Origin of the sequence: Pseudomonas sp. W15Feb34, assembly GCF_023127765.1 — a bacterium.
Lineage (GTDB): Bacteria > Pseudomonadota > Gammaproteobacteria > Pseudomonadales > Pseudomonadaceae > Aquipseudomonas > Aquipseudomonas synxantha_A.
In genome coordinates this window covers 50,306-69,621 of the sequence record NZ_SPKN01000023.1, presented here as the reverse complement: position 1 = coordinate 69,621, position 19,316 = coordinate 50,306, and the positions used below count along the sequence as shown (strand labels likewise).

The 19,316-nt window shown below is 60.4% G+C and carries 19 protein-coding genes; 11 read left to right on the top strand and 8 right to left on the bottom strand.

Annotated elements, in window-relative coordinates; translation table 11 throughout:
• Positions 1–120 precede the first annotated feature (120 nt).
• Complete coding sequence (bglX, locus tag E4O97_RS10195; RefSeq protein ID WP_032877304.1) at positions 121–2,412, bottom strand: beta-glucosidase BglX; 2,292 nt, start codon at positions 2,410–2,412, stop codon at positions 121–123.
• Between the two features lie 238 nt (positions 2,413–2,650).
• Between bglX and E4O97_RS10190 the strand changes: the two genes are divergently transcribed.
• The 4 genes from E4O97_RS10190 to E4O97_RS10170 all read left to right on the top strand — a co-directional run bounded on the left by E4O97_RS10190 (position 2,651) and on the right by E4O97_RS10170 (position 6,097).
• On the top strand, positions 2,651–3,262 hold the full coding sequence (locus E4O97_RS10190) for a LemA family protein (RefSeq protein ID WP_078820514.1): 612 nt from the start codon (positions 2,651–2,653) through the stop codon (positions 3,260–3,262).
• 18 nt (positions 3,263–3,280) lie between these two features.
• Positions 3,281–4,009, top strand: a complete 729-nt coding sequence (locus E4O97_RS27520; protein ID WP_032877302.1) for a TPM domain-containing protein — start codon at positions 3,281–3,283, stop codon at positions 4,007–4,009.
• A gap of 31 nt (positions 4,010–4,040) precedes the next feature.
• Positions 4,041–4,658, top strand: coding sequence for a TPM domain-containing protein (locus E4O97_RS10175; protein ID WP_005785935.1), 618 nt, complete (start codon positions 4,041–4,043; stop codon positions 4,656–4,658).
• 221 nt (positions 4,659–4,879) lie between these two features.
• The gene (locus tag E4O97_RS10170; RefSeq protein WP_216090868.1) at positions 4,880–6,097 is read left to right on the top strand and encodes an SAM-dependent methyltransferase; all 1,218 of its coding nucleotides are present in this window, start codon (positions 4,880–4,882) and stop codon (positions 6,095–6,097) included.
• A 105-nt stretch (positions 6,098–6,202) separates the two neighbouring features.
• Here the strand turns inward: E4O97_RS10170 and E4O97_RS10165 are convergent, their stop codons facing one another.
• The 5 genes from E4O97_RS10165 to E4O97_RS10145 form a co-directional block, all read right to left on the bottom strand.
• Positions 6,203–8,761, bottom strand: coding sequence for a TonB-dependent receptor (locus E4O97_RS10165; RefSeq protein ID WP_248161288.1), 2,559 nt, complete (start codon positions 8,759–8,761; stop codon positions 6,203–6,205).
• 127 nt (positions 8,762–8,888) lie between these two features.
• Positions 8,889–9,857, bottom strand: coding sequence for a FecR domain-containing protein (locus tag E4O97_RS10160; protein WP_216090870.1), 969 nt, complete (start codon positions 9,855–9,857; stop codon positions 8,889–8,891).
• On the bottom strand, positions 9,854–10,393 hold the full coding sequence (locus E4O97_RS10155) for an RNA polymerase sigma factor (RefSeq protein ID WP_032877298.1): 540 nt from the start codon (positions 10,391–10,393) through the stop codon (positions 9,854–9,856). Before E4O97_RS10155 ends, E4O97_RS10160 begins: the two co-directional genes overlap by 4 nt.
• A 137-nt stretch (positions 10,394–10,530) precedes the next feature.
• Positions 10,531–11,403, bottom strand: coding sequence for a dihydrodipicolinate synthase family protein (locus tag E4O97_RS10150; protein ID WP_005785942.1), 873 nt, complete (start codon positions 11,401–11,403; stop codon positions 10,531–10,533).
• Positions 11,404–11,432: 29 nt separating this feature from the next.
• Complete coding sequence (locus tag E4O97_RS10145) at positions 11,433–12,215, bottom strand: aldolase (RefSeq protein WP_005785944.1); 783 nt, start codon at positions 12,213–12,215, stop codon at positions 11,433–11,435.
• Positions 12,216–12,375: 160 nt separating this feature from the next.
• On the opposite strand from E4O97_RS10145, the gene E4O97_RS10140 reads away from it, so the two are divergent.
• Positions 12,376–12,903, top strand: coding sequence for an XRE family transcriptional regulator (locus E4O97_RS10140; RefSeq protein ID WP_032877297.1), 528 nt, complete (start codon positions 12,376–12,378; stop codon positions 12,901–12,903).
• Between the two features lie 125 nt (positions 12,904–13,028).
• Here E4O97_RS10140 and E4O97_RS10135 read toward each other — a convergent pair whose 3' ends face one another.
• Positions 13,029–14,045, bottom strand: a complete 1,017-nt coding sequence (locus E4O97_RS10135) for a DUF4917 family protein (protein WP_078820522.1) — start codon at positions 14,043–14,045, stop codon at positions 13,029–13,031.
• Between the two features lie 123 nt (positions 14,046–14,168).
• On the opposite strand from E4O97_RS10135, the gene yiaY reads away from it, so the two are divergent.
• Positions 14,169–15,317: an L-threonine dehydrogenase gene (yiaY, locus tag E4O97_RS10130; RefSeq protein WP_078820523.1), complete on the top strand. Its 1,149-nt coding sequence runs from the start codon at positions 14,169–14,171 to the stop codon at positions 15,315–15,317.
• Positions 15,318–15,404: 87 nt separating this feature from the next.
• A complete protein-coding gene (locus tag E4O97_RS10125) occupies positions 15,405–16,079 on the top strand; it encodes an NAD(P)H-binding protein (protein WP_248161286.1) in 675 nt (224 codons plus the stop codon).
• On the opposite strand, the gene E4O97_RS10120 is transcribed toward E4O97_RS10125, so the two are convergent.
• Positions 16,051–16,527 (bottom strand): DMT family transporter, encoded by a 477-nt coding sequence (locus tag E4O97_RS10120; RefSeq protein WP_032877293.1) that lies wholly within the window; start codon positions 16,525–16,527, stop codon positions 16,051–16,053. The two genes, E4O97_RS10125 and E4O97_RS10120, sit on opposite strands and share 29 nt — an antisense overlap.
• Positions 16,528–16,604: 77 nt before the next feature.
• Between E4O97_RS10120 and E4O97_RS10115 the strand changes: the two genes are divergently transcribed.
• The 4 genes from E4O97_RS10115 to E4O97_RS10100 all read left to right on the top strand — a co-directional run bounded on the left by E4O97_RS10115 (position 16,605) and on the right by E4O97_RS10100 (position 19,289).
• The gene (locus E4O97_RS10115) at positions 16,605–17,522 is read left to right on the top strand and encodes a LysR family transcriptional regulator (RefSeq protein ID WP_179119798.1); all 918 of its coding nucleotides are present in this window, start codon (positions 16,605–16,607) and stop codon (positions 17,520–17,522) included.
• A gap of 15 nt (positions 17,523–17,537) precedes the next feature.
• Complete coding sequence (fos, locus tag E4O97_RS10110) at positions 17,538–17,954, top strand: fosfomycin resistance glutathione transferase (RefSeq protein WP_078820526.1); 417 nt, start codon at positions 17,538–17,540, stop codon at positions 17,952–17,954.
• A gap of 47 nt (positions 17,955–18,001) precedes the next feature.
• A complete protein-coding gene (locus E4O97_RS10105; protein WP_032877291.1) occupies positions 18,002–18,643 on the top strand; it encodes a LysE family translocator in 642 nt (213 codons plus the stop codon).
• Positions 18,644–18,761: 118 nt separating this feature from the next.
• Positions 18,762–19,289 (top strand): DUF4142 domain-containing protein, encoded by a 528-nt coding sequence (locus E4O97_RS10100; protein WP_005785958.1) that lies wholly within the window; start codon positions 18,762–18,764, stop codon positions 19,287–19,289.
• Positions 19,290–19,316: the final 27 nt, after the last annotated feature.

Here is a 19,316-nt window from a genome sequence, read left to right as displayed (position 1 = left end):
TGAGGTCAAATGTGGGAGGGGGGCTTGCTCCCGATGGCGGTGTTTCAGTTAACAGATTCATTGACTGACTCACTGCTATCGGGAGCAAGCCCCCTCCCACATTTTTGACCGCGTCAGGCGTTAGAGCAGTTCAAAGGTCTGCTGCTGCACATCCTGGGAATCCAGCCCGATCTGCACATTGAACTCACCCGGTTCCGCCGCGAACTTGAGCTGGGCGTTGTAGAACTTCAAGTCGTCCTCGGTGATGGTGAAGTGCAGCGTGCGCGCTTCGCCGGCCTTGAGCATGACCTTCTGGAAGTTCTTCAGCTCCTTGATCGGGCGGATCATCGAGCCGGCCACATCCTGGATATACAACTGCACCACGGTTTCGCCATCGACCTTGCCGGTGTTCTTCACGGTGACGCTGGCGTCGAGCTTGCCGGTCTTGTTCAGGGTGGTGGACGACAGTGCCATGTCCGACAGGCTGAACTGGGTGTAGCTCAGGCCATAGCCAAAGGGAAACAGGGGACCTGTGGTGTCATCGAAGTACTGCGAGGTGTAGTTGCCCGGCTTGCCTGGGGTGAACGGCCGGCCAATGGTCAGGTGGTTGTAGTAGGTCGGAATCTGCCCTACCGAACGCGGGAAGGTGATCGGCAGCTTGCCCGACGGGTTGTAGTCCCCGAACAGCACGTCGGCGATGGCGTTGCCGCCTTCAGTACCTGCGAACCAGGTTTCCAGGATCGCGTCAGCCTGTTGGTTCTCTTCGAGAATCGACAGCGGGCGGCCGTTCATCAGCACCAGCACCAACGGCTTGCCGGTCGCCTTGAGGGCCTTGATCAGGTCGCGCTGGCTTTGCGGGATGTTCAGGTCGGTACGGCTCGACGACTCGTGGGACATGCCACGGGATTCGCCCACGGCCGCGACGATGACGTCGGCGTTCTTCGCCGCTTTCACCGCTTCGTCGATCAATACTTGGGCAGGGCGTGGGTCATCCACCACTTCCGGAGCATCGAAGTTGAGGAAGTTGAGGTAGTCGAGCACCGCCTTGTCGCCGGTGATGTTGGCACCGCGGGCATAGATCACTTTGCCCTTTTCGCCGATCACGGCGTTCATGCCGTCGAGCAGGGTCACTGATTGCGCAGGTCGGCCGGCAGCCGCCCAACTGCCCATCATGTCGATCGGCGCCTTGGCCAGCGGGCCGACCAGGGCGATGGTCGCGGATTTTTTCAGCGGCAGGGTGTCGTTGTGGTTTTTCAGCAACACCAGGCTACGGCGCGCAATGTCGCGGGCCTCGGCGCGGTGCAGGCGGCTGTCGGCATAGGTGTCGACCGGGTCATCCTCGGCCTTGCCGATGCGCAGGTACGGGTCCTTGAACAGGCCCATGTCGTACTTGGCGCCGAGCACTTCGCGCACGGCATTGTCGATGTCGCTCTGTTCGATCTCGCCGGACTTGAGCAGGCCGGGCAATTCCTTGCCGTACAGCGAGTCGTTCATGCTCATGTCGATGCCGGCCTTGATCGCCAGCTTGGCGGCTTCGCGCCCGTCCTTGGCCACGCCGTGCTTGATCAGCTCGAAGATCGCGCCGTGGTCGCTGACGGTCAGGCCCTTGAAGCCCCAGTCCTTGCGCAGCAGGTCGTTCATCAGCCAGGTGTTGGCGGTGGCGGGCACGCCGTTGATCGAGTTCAACGCGACCATCACGCCGCCGGAACCGGCCTTGATCGCCGCGTGGTAGGGCGGCAGGTAGTCCTGGTACATCTTGACCGGGCTCATGTCGACCACGTTGTAGTCGCGCCCGCCTTCCACCGCGCCATACAGGGCGAAGTGCTTGACGCTGGCCATCAGGCTGTCGGCATTCGCCGGGCTTGCGCCCTGGAACGCCTTGACCATGACTTCGGCAATCCGCGAGACCAGGTAGGTGTCTTCGCCGAAACCTTCGGAGGTACGGCCCCAGCGCGGGTCGCGGGAGATATCGACCATCGGCGCGAAGGTGATGTCGAGGCTGTCGGCAGCGGCTTCCTGGGCGGCGATACGCCCGGAACGGCCGATGGCGTCCATGTCCCAGCTGGAGGCCAGGGCCAGGCTGATCGGGAAAATGGTGCGGTGGCCGTGGATCACGTCATAGGCGAAGAACATCGGGATCTTCAAGCGACTGCGCATGGCCGCGTCCTGCATCGGACGGTTTTCCGGGCGGGTGATGGAGTTGAAGGTGCCACCGATGCGGCCGGCGGCGATTTCCTTGCGGATCATCTCGCGGGGCATTTCCGGGCCGATGCTGATCAGGCGCAATTGGCCGATCTTTTCGTCCAGGGTCATTTGCTTGAGCAGGTCGCTGACGAAGGCGTCCTTGTCTTTAAGCGCAGCAGGCTTTGTTTCTGCCCAGACGGGGTGGGTGGCCAGAGTGGCAACAAGGCCGAGCAAACACAGCTTCTTCATGAATATCCTTTTTCGGCTCACTGCACAGCGGTTACGCTGGTCGGCCAAAATGTGGGGAGCGTCTATTGTTGTTCGGGTGTTGTTCAGATAAATGCAGCACACTCTGAACTCTTTTTCGCGCTGGGCATCTTTGTAGCTGATTGGCTCGATGCATTCCAGTGGTGGCGGATTATGCCCCAAGCGCGTGGTTTATAGGGTTAGTCGTCAAATTCCATCAAGATTGGGCAGGAGAAACACCATGCAAGCAGCACAGACTTACCGTTGGGGCTTCAAGGCCGCGGCTTTGCTATTGATCAGCAGCGTGCTGAGCGGTTGCGGCATCAACAACATCCCGACCCTGGACGAACAGGCCAAGGCGGCCTGGGGCCAGGTGCAGAACCAGTATCAACGCCGTGCCGACCTGATTCCCAACCTGGTGGAAACGGTGAAGGCCTATGCCGCCCACGAACAGGAGACCCTCACCGCCGTGATCGAAGCGCGGGCCAAGGCCACCTCGATCCAGGTGGACGCCAGCACCCTGGACAACCCGGAAAAACTCAAGCAGTTCCAGCAAGCCCAGGATGGCTTGAGCGGCGCACTCAGCCGTTTGATGGTGGTGTCCGAGCGTTACCCGGACCTCAAGGCCAACCAGAATTTCCTGGCCTTGCAATCCCAACTTGAAGGCACCGAGAACCGTATCGCCGTGGCCCGTCGTGATTTCATCCAGACCGTGCAAGCGTACAACACCGAAATCCGTACTTTCCCGGGCCGTCTGTGGCACAGCGTGATGTACAGCGATTTGCCGATTCGCGCCACGTTTGAAGCCACCAGCGCCGATGCCGACAAGGCGCCGCAGGTGAAATTCAAATAACGCTGCCTTGAGGTGTCGATGCGTTTATTACGGATAGGCCTGGCATTCTGGCTACTGGCCTGCATGGGCATGGCCCAGGCGGCCCTGACCTTCCCGGCACTGACCGGGCGGGTGGTGGACAACGCCCAGATGATCGACCCGGCAACGCGCCAGCAGCTCACTCAACAGCTGCAGGCGCTGGAGCAGACCTCCGGTGACCAGCTTGTGGTGGTCACCGTGCCCGACCTGCAGGGCGTTCCGATTGAAGACTACGGTTATCAATTGGGGCGCGCATGGGGCATCGGCCAGAAGGGCAAGGACAACGGCGCGCTGTTGATCGTTGCCCGTGATGAGCGCCAATTGCGCATCGAAGTCGGTTACGGCCTGGAAGGCGTGCTGACGGATGCGCAGTCCTGGGTGATCATCAACCAGGTGATCCTGCCCAAGTTCAAGACCGGCAATTTCAGCCAGGGCATCAGCGACGGCGTGGCGGCGATGATCCAGGTCGTGGGCGGTGAACCCCTGGCGGTGCCCGCCCATGTGGCGGATGCGAATTTCGCCAAGGATAATCCCGGGTTTTCCATCGGCCTGTTTATCCTGCTGATCGGCGTATTGTGGCTGTGCAATCGCATGGGCTTGCCGGTAGGCGCTATCCTGCTGGCCATTCTCAGCAGCAGCGGCCGCGGTGGTGGTGGGGGCGGCGGTGGCGGTGGTTTCCGTGGCGGCGGTGGTGGCTTCGGCGGTGGCGGGGCTTCGGGCGGCTGGTAATGACAATAACGAGAAAAGAGCATCTACAACCATGGCATTACTGACTGAACATGAGCAGCGCCAAGTCGCCGAAGCAATTGCCCGGGTCGAAAAAAACACCGACGCAGAACTGGTGACCGTGCTGGCGGCGCGTGCCGACGACTACGCCTACATCCCGTTGCTGTGGGCCAGCCTGATCGCGTTGGTGGTGCCGGGCGTGGTGCATTATTTGTCGGGCTACCTGACCATGTACACCTTGCTGTTGGCGCAATGGGCGACGTTTATTGTGTTGTGCCTGGTGTTTCGCTTGCCCAAGGTCACCACCCGCCTGATTCCCCGCTCCGTACGCCACTGGCGCGCCTCTAACCTGGCGCGTCGGCAGTTTCTGGAGCAGAACCTGCACCACACGTTGGGCAGCACTGGCGTGCTGATATTTGTCAGCGAGGCGGAACGTTACGTGGAAATCCTCGTCGATGACGGCATTTCCAAACGCCTGGATGACAGCAGTTGGGACGCCATCGTCAAGACGTTCACCCAGCAGGTGAAACAGGGGCAGACGCTGGCCGGGTTTATTGCGTGCATCGAGGCGTGCGGCGAGTTGCTCAAGGTGCATGTGCCGGTGACGCAAACGCGCAATGAGCTGCCCAATCGCCTGGTGGTACTCGAATAACCCGGCCAACTCAGTTCCAAATGTGGGAGGGGGCTTGCTCCCGATGGCGGTGCACCAGTCAATGAATCTGGTGGCTGACATACTGCAATCGGGGGCAAGCCCCCTCCCACATTTGGATCTACTGTGGCTGCTGGAACTGACCATTGGTCAAATAACCCCGTGCCCTGAACCCCTATCCCCCCTAAAATGCCCGGCATTCTTTGCCCGAGGCGTTTTTGTTCATGTCCGTCACCGCTCAACCCGCCAACCCTGCGCCGGATCATCACGCCCAGTTCATCCAATTGCTGAGCGCAAGCCTTGCGCAAAACGCCTTTATCAAGCTGGTGCTGGCCAAGTACGTCGGTGAGGAAGCCGAGCTGCAACGGCTGATCATCAAGCCGGTCACCGTCAAAGACCAGCCGTGCCTGTCCTTCGTGTACCGCTACAAGACCCGCGACATCACCAAGAATTTCCCCTCGGCCGACGGCGTGGCGGCGATTGCCGAGCTGTTGCCTGCATCATTCAAGAACGCGCACTTGCTGTCGCTGACTGACGAAGCCCAGCTGGAATACAGCAAGAAGAACAAAAGCTCGCTGTTCAAAAGCCAGCCGCAGCAACTGCGCGAAGCACCGTCAGCCGAGCATAACCGTGAGAAGAACCGCTACCTCGACCTGAGCCGGCCGTTTCTCGCCGATCTGGGAGTGACCGATGCCAGGCAGGCGTTGATTCCCTCGATGTCGCGCAAGTGGAAGCAGATCAACAAGTTCATCGAAGTGTTCAGCCATGCGCTGACGTCGTCGCCGTTGAAACTCGACCAACCGGTGCGCGTTGCCGATTTCGGCTCGGGCAAGGGCTACCTGACCTTCGCCATCCATGATTACCTGCGCAATACCCTCAAGGCCGAGGGCGAGGTTACCGGTGTTGAATTGCGCCAAGACATGGTCACCCTGTGCAACAGTGCTGCCGCACGCCTGGAGCACCCGGGGCTGGTGTTCAAGTGCGGGGACGTACGCAGTGTGGCGCCGAGCGAGCTGGACGTGATGATCGCTCTGCATGCCTGCGACATCGCCACCGATTACGCGATCCATACCGGCATCCGCTCCGGCGCGTCGATCATCATGTGCTCGCCATGCTGCCACAAGCAGATCCGCCTGCAGATCCAGAGCCCGGCGCTGCTCAAGCCGATGCTGCAATACGGCCTGCACCTGGGCCAGCAGGCAGAAATGGTCACCGACAGCTTGCGTGCGTTGTTCCTGGAAGCCTGTGGCTACGAGACCAAGGTGTTCGAGTTCATCTCGCTGGAGCACACCAACAAGAACAAGATGATTCTTGCGGTCAAGCGTGCGCAGCCTTTGGACAACGCGCAGTTGCTGGTGAAAATCCAGGAGCTCAAGGCGTTCTACCACATCACTGAGCACTGCCTGGAAACCCTGTTGCGCGGGGATCGCTACCTGGCCTGAAGTGAGCGCGTTCCCTGTGGGCGCTGGCTTGCCTGCGATGACGATGGTGGCTGTACCACGGCTATCGCAGGCAAGCCAGCTCCCACATTTGGAATGCGTGTGTGGTCAGAAGAATCGCGTCACGCTGATCTTCGCATCGCGCCCCTTGGTATAGGCGCGGTCGCCGCTCAACGCCGGGCGGAAGATTTCGTTGAACAGGTTGTCCACCGTGAAGTTCACCTCGGTGCCTTTGAGGTAAGCCTGCTGCGGTTTCCATTTGGCGAACAGGCCTTGGGTGTTGTAACGCTTGTTGCCGTACTGGTCGAAGAACAAATCACCCACGCCGGAGCCCGGGCCACCGGAGTATTTGTCGCTGGGCAAGCGGTCGGTAGCGCCGATGAATTGACCCATCCAGCCCACCTGGGCATCCCAGGCCGGGATGTTGGTGCCCAGTACCAGCACCCATTTGGTCGGTGGGATATCCCGTGCCGCCACATCCGGGCCCCACGGGTTGGTGTAGGCGCCCTGGTGCTGGCCCTTGGCATAGGCAAACGATACCGAACCAAACAGGTAGGTGGAGTTATAGATCGATTCGAGTTCGACACCCTTGATGGTCATGCCACCGATATTGCGATAGTTGGACATCGGCCCCGGTGGGCACGCTGAGGAGATGCTGCCGCCGTTGATGGCCTGGTTCTGGCAGCCCACGCCGGTGGCCTTGAAGATTTCGTCTTCGATCTTGTTGTGGAACAGGGTAGTGCGCAGTTGCAGGTTATCGTCCTGGACCAACAGGTTGTCGAAGTTGGTGATGTTGCCCAGGGTGATCGAGGTGATGCGCTCCGGGTCCAGGTCCACGCTGGTCGCGGTGCGGCTGCCCAGGCCCTGTACTTCATATTGTTCGTCGATCACCGGGGCGCGCCAGGTCTGGCTCCAGTTGGCGAACAACCCCACATTCGGCGTCACGGTCCAGAACAGCGCCAGGCGTGGCGACCAGCCGGTGTAGGTGCGGTCGCTGTAATCGTGGCCAACCGCGGGGTCGGGGTTGTTGTAGTAGGGCGCATCGTTGCCCTCGCCGCGATTGCGCACGTGGTCATAGCGCAGCGACGGCGTGATCGTCACATCGCCGAGGGTTACCGCGTCCTGGATAAAGAAGCTGTTGGTATCGACCTTGCCTTGGGGCATGAAGCCCGGCTGGAAGTGCCCATAGTTGTAGCGCGGCGTGTTGTAGGTGGTGCCGGGCATCCACATTTCGGTTTCGCGGATGTGCTTGCGGATCTGCCCGCCGACGGTCACCGCATGCTGCAAGGGCCCGGTGTCGAACAAGCTGACGTTGCGGATGTCGAGGTTTTTGTCGGTGTAGGCGGTGTCCATCTTGCGCCCGCCGGTAGCGAGTTGGAAAAACGCGGTAGCATCACGCTCGTCGGTCTGTTCGGTATTGGACTGGGAGTATTTGACGGTGAGGTCCACCAGCGGGTTATCCAGCGGCTGGTAGTGATACTTGCCCGACCAGGTGGTATCGACCGTATCGCGGTGCGCGAGGAAGCGCTTCAAGGCCCCTTCGTAGCCGTAGCGGTCGATGTTGAACTGGGTAGGCGGCGTCGGGTAGCTCGCGGCGGAAAACGGTGTCCAGCGGTTGCTGTGAGAACGCGAGTACGACAGGCCGACACTCTGCTCATCGGTGAAGTACGCGTTGACCTTGAACAACTTGCCGTCCACATCTTGCGCGCTGTTGGGCAAGCGCTGGGGGTTGATCGGGTACTCGTTGTTGTCGTTGGGCAACTTGGCGGCCACCTTCATATCGCCGCCGTCGCGTTGGGTCAGGTAGGCCAGGGCGTCGAAACGGCCATCGTCGGTGCGGCCATACACGGCACCGCTGTAGACCTGTTCATGATCATTGCTGGAGTAGCCGTATTTGAGCATCGCGCCGCTGTTGCGACCGTCCTGGAGCAGGTCCGGGGCGTCCTTGGTGATCATGTTGACGGTGCCGCCGAAGCCGCCATTGCCGGTGAACGGCGAGTTGGGGCCTTTTTCCACTTCGATGCGCTTGATCAGCTCGGGTTCGATAAACACCGTGCCTTGCTGGTAGCGCTCAAAGCCGGTCTTGGTGGCGCCGTCCACGGTCAACGGCACGTCTTCGGCATCGCCGAAACCACGGATGTTGATGGTCTGCCCGCCAGGTTTGAGCGAGCCGCCCTGGCTGACACCGGGCAGGGTCTGCAACAGGCTCGGAATGTTATTGGACTGGTAGCGGTCGATATCGGCCTGGGTCAGGGTGGAGCGGTTGACGGTGCCGGCGTTCACTTCGTTGCCGGTGCCGATCACGCTCAGCGTGTCCAGCTGGATCGCGGCGCTGCTGGTGGCCTTGCCCTCATCGGGGCGCACTACGTAGGTGCTGCCGACCTTGATCAGGGTGAACTCGCCGTTTTTCAGCAGGGAGCGAATCGCTACTTCCGCGGTGTAGTCACCGTCGAGCGCCGGCGCTTTCAGGTTTTTGAGCAGGCTTTCATCGAACAGCAGCTGGATTTTCGCCTGCTGTGCCACCTGGCTCAGGGACGTGGCCAGTGACTGGGCCGGCAGGTGCAGGGTGAACGACTCGGCCTGGGCGTTGAGGCTGAAGGCCAGGCACGTGGCCAGGAGCGTGGGTCGAAGAAACAGGTGCGAAGCGTGGCAAGGCGCGCGAAACATGAAATCCCCCGGAGCGGCTAAATAGCCAAAAAGGTGTGCGTATCAAACACGGACAGGAGGAAGACGGGGCAGACCAAAAAAACCACACATGCGAATGCAAAATATTCTCATGTGGGCAGTATGCAGGCTATTTGCTCGGCTCGATTTTCACACTGCCATCGGCCAAGACCACGGTTTTTACCGGCAACAGGGCGGGCAAGGCGTTGAGCAGGGCATCGGGGTCATTCACATCCAGGTTGCCCGACACCTTGAGTTGCGCCACGGCCTTGCTGACCTGCAACGGCGCCTGGGGACGGTACAGGCTCAGCTCGTCGATCAGGCTGGCCAGTTCGCGATTGCGAAACGATAAATGCCCGCTGCGCCAATCGGCCACTTCTTCAGCGCTGAGGGTTTGTTGTTGCAGGGTGCCTTTGGCGTAGCTGTAAGCGGCACGTTGCCGGGCGCCGAGCAGGGTGGTGGGGCTTTTGCTGTCCGGCTCGAACGCCACCTGGCCATGGGCAACGCTCACCACCAGTTGCTGCTGGCCGCGGCGCACGTCAAAACCAGTGCCCACCACCCGTATGATCGACTCGCCGGCTTGCACGTAGAGTGGCCGCTCCTTGTCGGCCGCCACTTCGATATACAGCTGGCCTTTGTCCAGATGCACGACACGTTGATGGGCGCTGAAGTCCACGCGGATGCGGGTGTTGGCATTCACGTACAGGGTGCTGCCATCGGGCAGGTTCAAGGTACGCATACTTTTGGCATGAGCGGCGACCTGGGTGTGATACAGCTCGCGGGGCGCGCCGATGTGGGTCGCCAACACGGCGCACAGCACGGCAGCGGCCACCGCAAGGGCTGGGCGCCAGAGGGGGCGTTTGCGTTTGGCCAGCGGCAGCGGTTTGTTCAGTTGTTGCAACTGGGCCAGGTCGGCCCACAGCTGTTCGAATTCGGCATAGGCACGCGCATGGGCTGGCACCGCCTGCCAGGCGGCAAAGGCTTTGCGGTCGGCACGGCTGGCAGCGTTGCGGTTGCGTGCAAACCAACTGGCGGCCTGGGCGTCGATGGAGTCGCTCGCTTGGCTGTCCAGGGCGTCGATGTCGCTCAGGCGGTTCATTCTGGCTGCTCCGTGCCGGGGTCGGATTGAAGGCGTCGCTTGCAATGCAGCAGGGCCAAGGCAATGTGCTTTTCTACCATGCTGGTCGAAATGCCCATGCGTTCGGCGATCTGTGCCTGGCTCAAGCCTTCGAAGCGGTGCAGCATAAGGGCTTCTCGCCGGCGGGGCGAGAGTTCGGCGAGGACTTCTTTCAACTGTTCCAGGCGTTGCAGGCGCAGGGCGGCGGCCATGGGGTCGTGCTGTTCGTCGGTGACCGGCTCGGTATCCATTTCGGCGTGATCGGGATGGGCGGTGTGCCGTACCTTCTGTTTGCGCCAGTGATCGCGCAACAGATTGCGCGCCATCTGGAACAGAAACGCCCGGGGCTGCTCGACCTTGGCTCGGTCGCGGTAGCCCAGCCACTGGGTAAAGACATCCTGAGTCATGTCCGCCGCGTCGCTGGCGTTGTCCGTGCGTTTACGCAGGAAATACAGAATATCTGCATAAAACCCGCGACAGGCATCGGCCGACGACGGGTCGGGCTTGGGACGAGACATGGATATCCTTCTTGACGAAGCACGAGGTGGAAAGGTCGTGAATGATATCGAGAATTATTGCTATTTGTCTCTATTTAAAGGCTGTACTCAATTCAACTGTGGGAGGGAGCAAGCCCCCTCCCACACAGGCCCTGAGTTTATTTCAGAAGTGTTTTGAGTTGCTCGATCCCCGCCTCACCCAGCGGGAACACCGGCAACCTGGGATCCCCCACCTCCAATCCAGTCAGGCGTAACCCGGCCTTGATCGTCGTCGGCAACCCGCCCTTGAGGATGAATTGCAGCAACGGCAACTGTCGGTAGAACAGCTCTCGCGCTTTATTCAAGTCATTGGCCAGCACTGCCTGATACAGGTCCAGATTGAGTTGGGGGATCAAGTTCGGCGCCGCGGTGCACCAGCCTTTGGCACCGGCCGCGAAGGCTTCCAGGGCCAGCGGGTTGCAGCCGTTGTAGAACGGCACGTCACTCTCCAGTTTTAACTGGTGCATGCGCTGGATGTCGCCCGTGCTCTCCTTGACCATGGTCACGTTGTCGACCTGCTTGAGGATGCGCAGGATCAACTCCACCGACATGTCGGTACCGCTGGTGGCCGGGTTGTTGTAGAGCATGATCGGCACGCCGATGCTGTCGCCGATTGCGGCGTAGTGGGCGAGGATTTGCGCTTCGCTGAGTTTCCAGTATGAGGCGGGCAGCACCATGACCACATCGGCACCGTGCGCCTCGGCATAGCGCGCACGGCGAACGGCCTTGGCGGTGGTCAGGTCGGACACGCTGACAATGGTCGGTACGCGTTTGGCGACTTTCTCGATGCTGTAGGCACTGACTTCGTCCCACTCGGCATCGCTCAGGTAAGCGCCTTCGCCGGTGCTGCCCAGCGGCGCGATGGCGTGGATGCCGCTGTCGATCAAGCGGTCGATAGAACGCCCGAGTGCATCGAAGTCAACACGCTGGCCATCAGCACTGAACGGGGTGATGGTGTAGCCGATGATGCCGTGAATAGTTGGATTGGACATGGGAAAACTCCGGTCGAAAAAGGGGGCGATCAGTTCAGGCAATCGGCATGTTTACGCAGATTCTGCCGCGCGTAGTAATTGAACGCAGCGCCGTGGCGCTTGGGCTTGGAAATCCAGTCGTGGGCCTCGCGCCCCAGCTCTGGCAGGATCGGCTTGACGGTGCCCGCGGACATCGCCAGCAACTGCAACTTGGCCGCCCGCTCGATCAACTGCGCGATGACACAGGCTTCTTCGATGCTGGCCCCGGTGGACAACTGGCCGTGGTGCGAGAGCAGGATGGCGCGCTTGTCGCCCAGCGCCGTGGTGATGATTTCCCCCTCTTCATTGCCCACCGGCACGCCGGGCCAGGCCTCCAGGAACGCGCAATCTTCATACAGCGGGCAGAGGTCCATATGCGACACCTGCAACGGCACTTCCAGCATCGACAGCGCGGCAATGTGCGTGGGGTGTGTATGGATGATGCAGTTTACATCCGGGCGCCCGCGGTACACCCAGGTGTGAAAGCGGTTGGCCGGGTTGGGGATGCCATGACCTTCGAGCACTTCCAGGTCTTCGTTGACCAGCAGCAGGTTGCTGGCGGTGATTTCGTCAAAACCCAGGCCCAGTTGCTGAGTGTAGTAGGTGCCAGGCGCAGGCCCGCGTGCGGTAATTTGCCCGGCCAGGCCGGAGTCGTGGCCGTGTTCGAACAGAATTCGGCAAGTCAGCGCCAGCTTTTGGCGCTCGGTCCACGTATTATCTGCCAGGCTGTTTTGCATCTGGCTCAGGGCTTGCTTGACCAGTTGGTCTTTTGGGAGTGCTAATGTCTTGGCCATATCGGTGTCCTTTGGGTAGTTCAATGGACGTCGGATTTGCTGCTCGCCCGCTGCTCGCAAGGTCGTTGGGTGACTGCAAATGACACTAAAGATGCTATATGACACCTTGTGTCATTGACAAGCACGGCTCATCGCTTTCTGCATGGATTAACCGCAGCAAATGTCTATCCGTTTGAAATTACTGAGAAAAAAACTTGGCGTAACCCTGGAGGCCCTGGCCGAAAAATCCGGGATGACCAAGAGTTACCTGTCGAAAGTGGAGCGTGGGCTCAACACGCCGTCCATTGCCGCTGCGCTGAAACTGGCCAAGGCGCTGAACGTGAAAGTCGAAGAGCTGTTCAGCGAAGGCAACGTCAGCCTCGACAGCTACAGCCTGGTGCGCAGCCATGAACGGCCCGACACGTCACCGGGTTATGCGGTACTTGCCCATCAGGTGAGCGAGCGCAGCCTGTTGCCGTTCATCATCTACCCGCCGGCGGAGTTTACCGACAAGACCTTCAAGGAGCATTTGGGGGAAGAGTTTTTGTTCGTGCATGAAGGCCAGGTGGAAGTGGATTTCATGAGCGAGCGGGTGCTGTTGAAGCGCGGCGATGCGCTGCATTTCAATGCGCAGAAACCCCACCGGATTCGCTCGGTGGGAGAGGTGCAGGCGCAGTTGCTGGTGGTGGTGCACAGCGCTGAGGAATGACGCTGATCCCGATTTGAAATGCAATCAAATGTGGGAGCGGGCTTGCTCGCGAAAGCGCAGTGTCAGTCACTGAAAATGTTGACTGACCCACCACATTCGCGAGCAAGCCCGCTCCCACATTTTGCTCAGTGTTCGACCGGGACTGAAAGCGCCGGATTACCCAGCGGATGCGTGCGCGCCGCGAAGAATTCAAGCTGCGCTCCTGTCCCTTCAAACAGCTGCGAATACCGCTGTTTCTGCTGACGAATAAAGCCATCAGTGCGCCCCGACACCGAGATCGCCAGGGTGGTGATACCGGCCTGGCGAATCGCATCCGCCAGGTGTTTATCCTGCGGCCCCAAGTCATGGCCGAAAATGCACAACGCGCCTTCATGGCTCAGCAACTGCTCATAACAGAACGACAGATAATCCGAACTGCGAATGCTCTTGAGCTTTTCTTCCACCTTGCCTTCACTGACGAACAGCGGCACATCGTCCAGCGTCTTGATCGTGTTGTTGATCGCGAAACTGCTGAGCAAGGTGCTGTCGGTGGACGGCAGTTTGCGCGCTGTGCCGTCAAGGTTGCGCACCAGATGCAGGCCGCCGTGCAGGTAGAGAATGCGCGTGGTGTCGGTGTGGGTATTGCGCAGGTCGAAGCTTGAATCGGCGCTGCGGAACAGGTCGTCGATCCCGGGCGTGTGCAGGATTGCCCAGTAGTTGAGCAAATCGTAGTTGCTGGTGAAGACGGTGGCGTAGCGTGCCAACTCATTGTTGATCGTTGCCAGGGTCGATGGCTGCACCAGTCGCCAGGGGATGTGTACGGTGTGAATGGTGTTGATCAACGCTTCCTTGATCGCGTAATAGCGATTGCGCGGCGCCGCCGAACTGACCGCCAGGGCCTTGTTGACCCGGCTGGTGGTTTTCAAGGCGCCCAGGGCTTGCTCGAAACTGCGGGTTTGCAGGGCATCGAACACGCTGAGTTCGGATTGGCTCAGGGGTTTTTCTTCAACGGTGCGAGCGTTTTCAAACAGCGAGTCGTAGGCAAAGTCTTCCCAGATCGTGCGGCTGGCGCCGTTGCCGATCAGAATCCCGTTGAAGTCGATGGCGTCGCGCAGGGCGCTCCAGTCTTCAAGGTGGGCGTCAATATCCTGGAAATCCTTCATTGCGGCGGGTCTACTCGAAATCGGCTGAAGGGTGACTTTATCACGAGCTGAAGTTGATCCTGATCAAGATGCGCCATGCGGTACCGGTGGATTCTGTCGGCATAAAGCCTCTGAGGATCGACCATGAGCAGCACATTCTTCATCCCCGCCGTCAACATCATGGGCAGCGACTGCCTCGACGAAGCCATGACCGCCATTCGCGCCTACGGCTTTCGTAAAGCCTTGATCGTTACCGACGCCGGCCTGGCCAAGGCTGGCGTGGCCAGCATGATCGCCGAGAAGCTGGCGATGCAGGATATCGACTCGGTGATCTACGACGGCGCCAAGCCCAACCCCACGGTGGAAAACGTCGAGAAGGGGCTGGCGCTGTTGCAACAGACGGCCTGCGATTTCGTGGTGTCCCTGGGCGGCGGCTCGCCCCATGACTGCGCCAAGGGCATCGCCTTGTGCGCCACCAACGGTGGACGCATCGGCGACTATGAAGGCGTTGACCAGTCGAGCAAGCCGCAACTGCCACTGGTCGCCATCAACACCACCGCCGGCACTGCCAGCGAGATGACGCGATTTTGCATCATCACCGACGAAACCCGTCACGTGAAAATGGCCATCGTCGATCGCAACGTCACGCCGCTGCTATCGGTCAACGACCCGGCGCTGATGGTCGGTATGCCCAAGGGCCTCACCGCCGCCACGGGGATGGATGCGCTGACCCACGCCATCGAAGCCTACGTGTCCACCGCCGCCACACCGATCACCGACGCCTGTGCGATCAAGGCCATCGAGCTGATCAGTGCCAACCTGCGCCTGGCGGTGCGCGACGGCAACGACATGGCCGCACGGGAAAATATGGCTTACGCGCAGTTCCTCGCCGGCATGGCATTCAACAACGCGTCCCTGGGATTTGTGCATGCCATGGCTCACCAACTGGGCGGTCTGTACGACTTGCCCCATGGCGTCTGCAACGCCGTGCTCCTGCCCCACGTACAAAGCTTCAATGCCAGCGTCAGTGCCAAGCGCCTGAGCGACGTGGCCCGCGCCCTCGGCGCGGACATCAAGGGCATCACCGTGGAGGAGGGCGCCCAGGCCGCCATTGCGGCAATCCGTCGGTTGTCCCAGGACGTGGAAATCCCCACCGGCCTGCGTGAGCTGGGTGCCAAGTTGCAGGACATCCCAGTGCTGGCCGCCAACGCCCTGAAGGACGCGTGCGGGCTGACCAACCCACGTCGGGCGGATCAGCGTCAGATTGAGGAGATATTTCGTAGCGCGTTTTGATAGGGCAGCCTCAGGCGGCAGGCGTTAAGCTACACGCTCAACGCGTTCTACTTGAGCAAGCTTGCGGCGTGCCGCTGAGGTTACCTAATGAGAGTTCTGTTATTCGGCGCCACTGGCATGGTCGGCCAAGGCGTGCTGCGCGAGTGCCTGCTGGCGGCGGATGTGCAGGAAGTGGTGGCCGTCGGCCGTACGCCCCTGACCCAGCAACACAGCAAGCTGCACCAGGTGCTGCACAGCGACATGCTAGACTTCCAGCCCCTGGAGAACCTGCTGCAAGGGTTTGATGCGTGTTTCTTCTGCCTCGGTGTCTCGTCGGCGGGCATGAACGAAGCCCGGTATACCCACCTCACCTATGACCTCACCCTGGTAGCTGCCAGTACCCTGGCGCGGCTTAATCCGCAGATGACCTTTATCTACGTTTCCGGCGCCGGCACGGACAGTTCCGAGACGGGCCAATTGATGTGGGCGCGGGTCAAGGGCAAGACGGAAAACGCCTTGCTGCGCCTGCCGTTCAAGGCGGTGTACCTGTTCCGTCCGGGGATCATTCAGCCGTTGCACGGCGTGCGCTCGAAGACCCCCGTGTATCAAGCTTTTTATAGCGTGCTGGGGCCGGTGCTTTCGTTTGTGCGGCGGGTAAAACCGGCTTGGGTGGTGAGCACCGAGACTGTCGGCCGGGCAATGTTACAGGCCGCGAGCCTGGGCGCGCCGCAGCCGGTGGTAGAGCAGGCCCAGATCAATCGCCTGGCGGCTGAGCGCCACTGAACTGGATCAATGCCACGCCGCCGATCAACAGCAACGCGCCCAACACCCGCGGCGTTGTCAGTTGGCGTTGCACCAGGCCGAACAGGCCGAAATGGTCGAGCAGCAACGACGCTAGAATCTGCCCGGCCATCGCCAACGCAATAAACCCTGACGCGCCGAGTTTGGGCAGCAGCATCAACGCCAGTGAAATAAAACAGACGCCGAAGGCGCCACCGGCCCACATCCACAACGGAGCCTTGGTGATAAACGTCAGGCTCGGCAAGGGCAGACGCAAAGCGATAATCACTGGCAGCAGCACGATGATACTCACCAGCAACGACGCCAAGGTGGCCCACAATGGATGGCCGAGGCCGCGCCCAAGATTAGCGTTGATTGCACTTTGAAACGGCACCACGGCTCCGGCGATCACCGCCAGCGCTAACAAACCCATCCAATGCAACACGCTCATCTCCATGCTCCCAGAAGTTTCGCTGGACTCTAGGCTATTCGTCGCGCAGATTTAAATTCCAAGTTCTTATACAGACCATGCAGCTGATGAATGATCTACGCCGCATCGACCTTAACCTGCTGGTGATCCTCGACGCCTTGCTCTGCGAGCAACACGTGACCCGCGCCGCCGAGCGTCTGCACCTGAGCCAGCCGGCGGTCAGCCACGCGTTGGCCCGGCTGCGCGATATGCTTGGCGACCCGCTGTTGGTGCGTCAGGGCGGCGCGCTGGTGCCCACGGCTCGGGCTCTGGAGTTGGCAGCGCCATTGGCCGAAGCGCTGGGCCAAGTGCAGGCATTATTGGCGCCGAATCGTTTTGACCCCACCTCGGCCAAGCGCCGCTTTCGCGTGGCGATGTCAGACTACAGCGCAGCGATCCTCCTACCTGGATTGGTCCGCGTCCTGCGCAGCGAAGCGCCGGGCATCGACCTGCAGATCATCCAGGCCAGCCGCGAAGGTATGGTTGACGGCGTGCTCAATGGCGATCTCGACCTGGCGGCGGGCGTATTCCCCGACATGCCCGCCGAACTGTGTACGACGCCATTGTTCGAAGAGCATTACACCTGCCTGGTCGACCGCCACAGCCTTGCACCCAGCGGTGCGCTGGACCTGCCGACTTACCTGTCACGCCCACATGTACTGTTGGAGATGCGCGGCAGCGGTACGCCGGAAATCGAACGGGCACTGGCTGCGATACGTGAACGGCGGCATGTGGCAATCAGCCTGCCACACTGGGGCGTGGCGCCTCAGTTGATCGAGGGCACGGATCTGATTTTGACGGTGTCGTCCCGGGGTTTACTGAATATCGACCATCAACATTTGCTGACCGTGCCACCGCCGTTTCATATTCCCTCGTTTGCTTTTGAGCTCGCCTGGCATGTGCGGCGGGGTGGTGATTCTGGGTTGCAGTGGTTGATTGGGCGGGTGTGCGGTGTATTGTCCGATGGTCACCGATAATAAGAGAAAACCTAAATGCTAACCGGCTTCAACCACCTGACCCTGGCCGTCACCGACGTGCCGCGCAGCGTCAGTTTTTATCACGATCTGCTGCGTGTTCAACTCGATGCCACTTGGGACAATGGTGCTTACCTTTCCTTGCCCGGGCTTTGGCTGTGCCTGTCGCTGGATCCGGTGCGCTCGACCACTGCGGCAATGGATTACACCCACTATGCCTTCACCGTCGATGCCGCTGATTTCACCGCATTGGTCGAACGCCTGCGGGCCGCCGGCGTGCAGGGGTGGCGTGACAACCGCAGCGAAGGCGCGTCGTTTTATTTCCTCGATCCCGACGGCCACAAGCTGGAGGTTCATGTCGGCGATCTGGCCTCGCGCCTGCAAGCTTGTCGCGCCAAGCCTTACGCAGGAATGAAGTTTTACCCACCGCAGTGAAACATGCAGAATCAATCACCTTTAAGAGTCCCTCAGAGCGTCTATTCATGACCCCATCCTTGCTGCTCGCCGTCCTTGCTTCGGGTTTTATCTACGGTATTACGCCAGGCCCAGGTGTTTTGGCCGTGTTCGGCATCGGTGCTGCGCGTGGCCGGCGTGCCGGAGCGGGTTTTTTGTGCGGGCATTTGCTCGGCGATGTGGTGTGGTGCAGTACTGCGCTGATTGCCATCGTCGGTGCGCGAGAAGTGGGCAGCAGTGCGTTTGATGTATTGGGCGTACTCAGCGGTGTGTATCTGTTCTGGCTCGGCTGGCGGGCGATCCGTACCCAGCGCCGCAACGGCGATGCTCCCCAGGGCGCCGCGCGGCACCCGTTCTGGCATGGCATTGTGTTCGGCTTGACCAACCCCAAAGCCTATCCGGTTGCCGTGGCGACCTTCACCGCGTTGCTGTCCAGCCGTGCCGAGTTGTTGACGTGGTCGATGCTGCCGTCGCTGATCTTCCTGAGCTTTGTTGGCGGCCTGTTGGCCTATGGGATTTTGATCGGCGTGGTCGGCGCCCAACGAGTGCGCACGGTGTATCAACGCCATGAAATCCTGATCACCAAGCTCTGCGGCGTGATGTTCATCGGCTTTGCCATTAATGCCCTGGCGCATGCATTGCCGGGCTTGTTCGCAAGCAAGCCTGCATGAAATGACGACAACCGTTCGTCGCACTGACAAGTTTTTTCTAAACCTTTGCGGCTCTGAAAATTCGAATCCAGGGCGGGTGTAGATCCCCGTACCTATTTTTGCTCTGGAGGAACCCATCATGAGCCGCATGGCTATCCGGTTACGCACCGCCAGTTTCGCGATGCTGCTGGGCCTCGGCGCCAGCAATGCTTTCGCCCAGTCGCCTGCTGAATTTATCGAGCAGGCTTCGGCCAAAGGTATGGCCGATATCGAAACCAGTCGCATGGCCCACGCCAAGACCTCGTCCCAAGAGATCAAGGACTACACGATTGAGGTCATCAACGAGCGCACCCTGGCCAACCAGCACTTGGCAGCCATTGCCAAGAAGCTCGATTTGCCGGTCGCGCCACGGGAAAAGATCGTCGATAAAGCCGAAACCCTGATGCCTGAACTCAAGGATGGCGACTCCTTTGACGCTGCCTATACCGCACAGCAGGTCAAGGAAAACGAAGACGCCATCGCCCTGTTCAAGAAAGAAGGTGCCGCGTCGGATGTGCCGGAGATAAAAGCGCTGGTGGATGAGACGCTGCCCAAGCTCGAAGAGCGTCTGCAAAAAGCCCGTGCCCTGGCGTCAACCTATGGCAAGGGTCACCAAGGCGACGGTTGAGACCGTAGCGTGAAATGAAATCGGCGG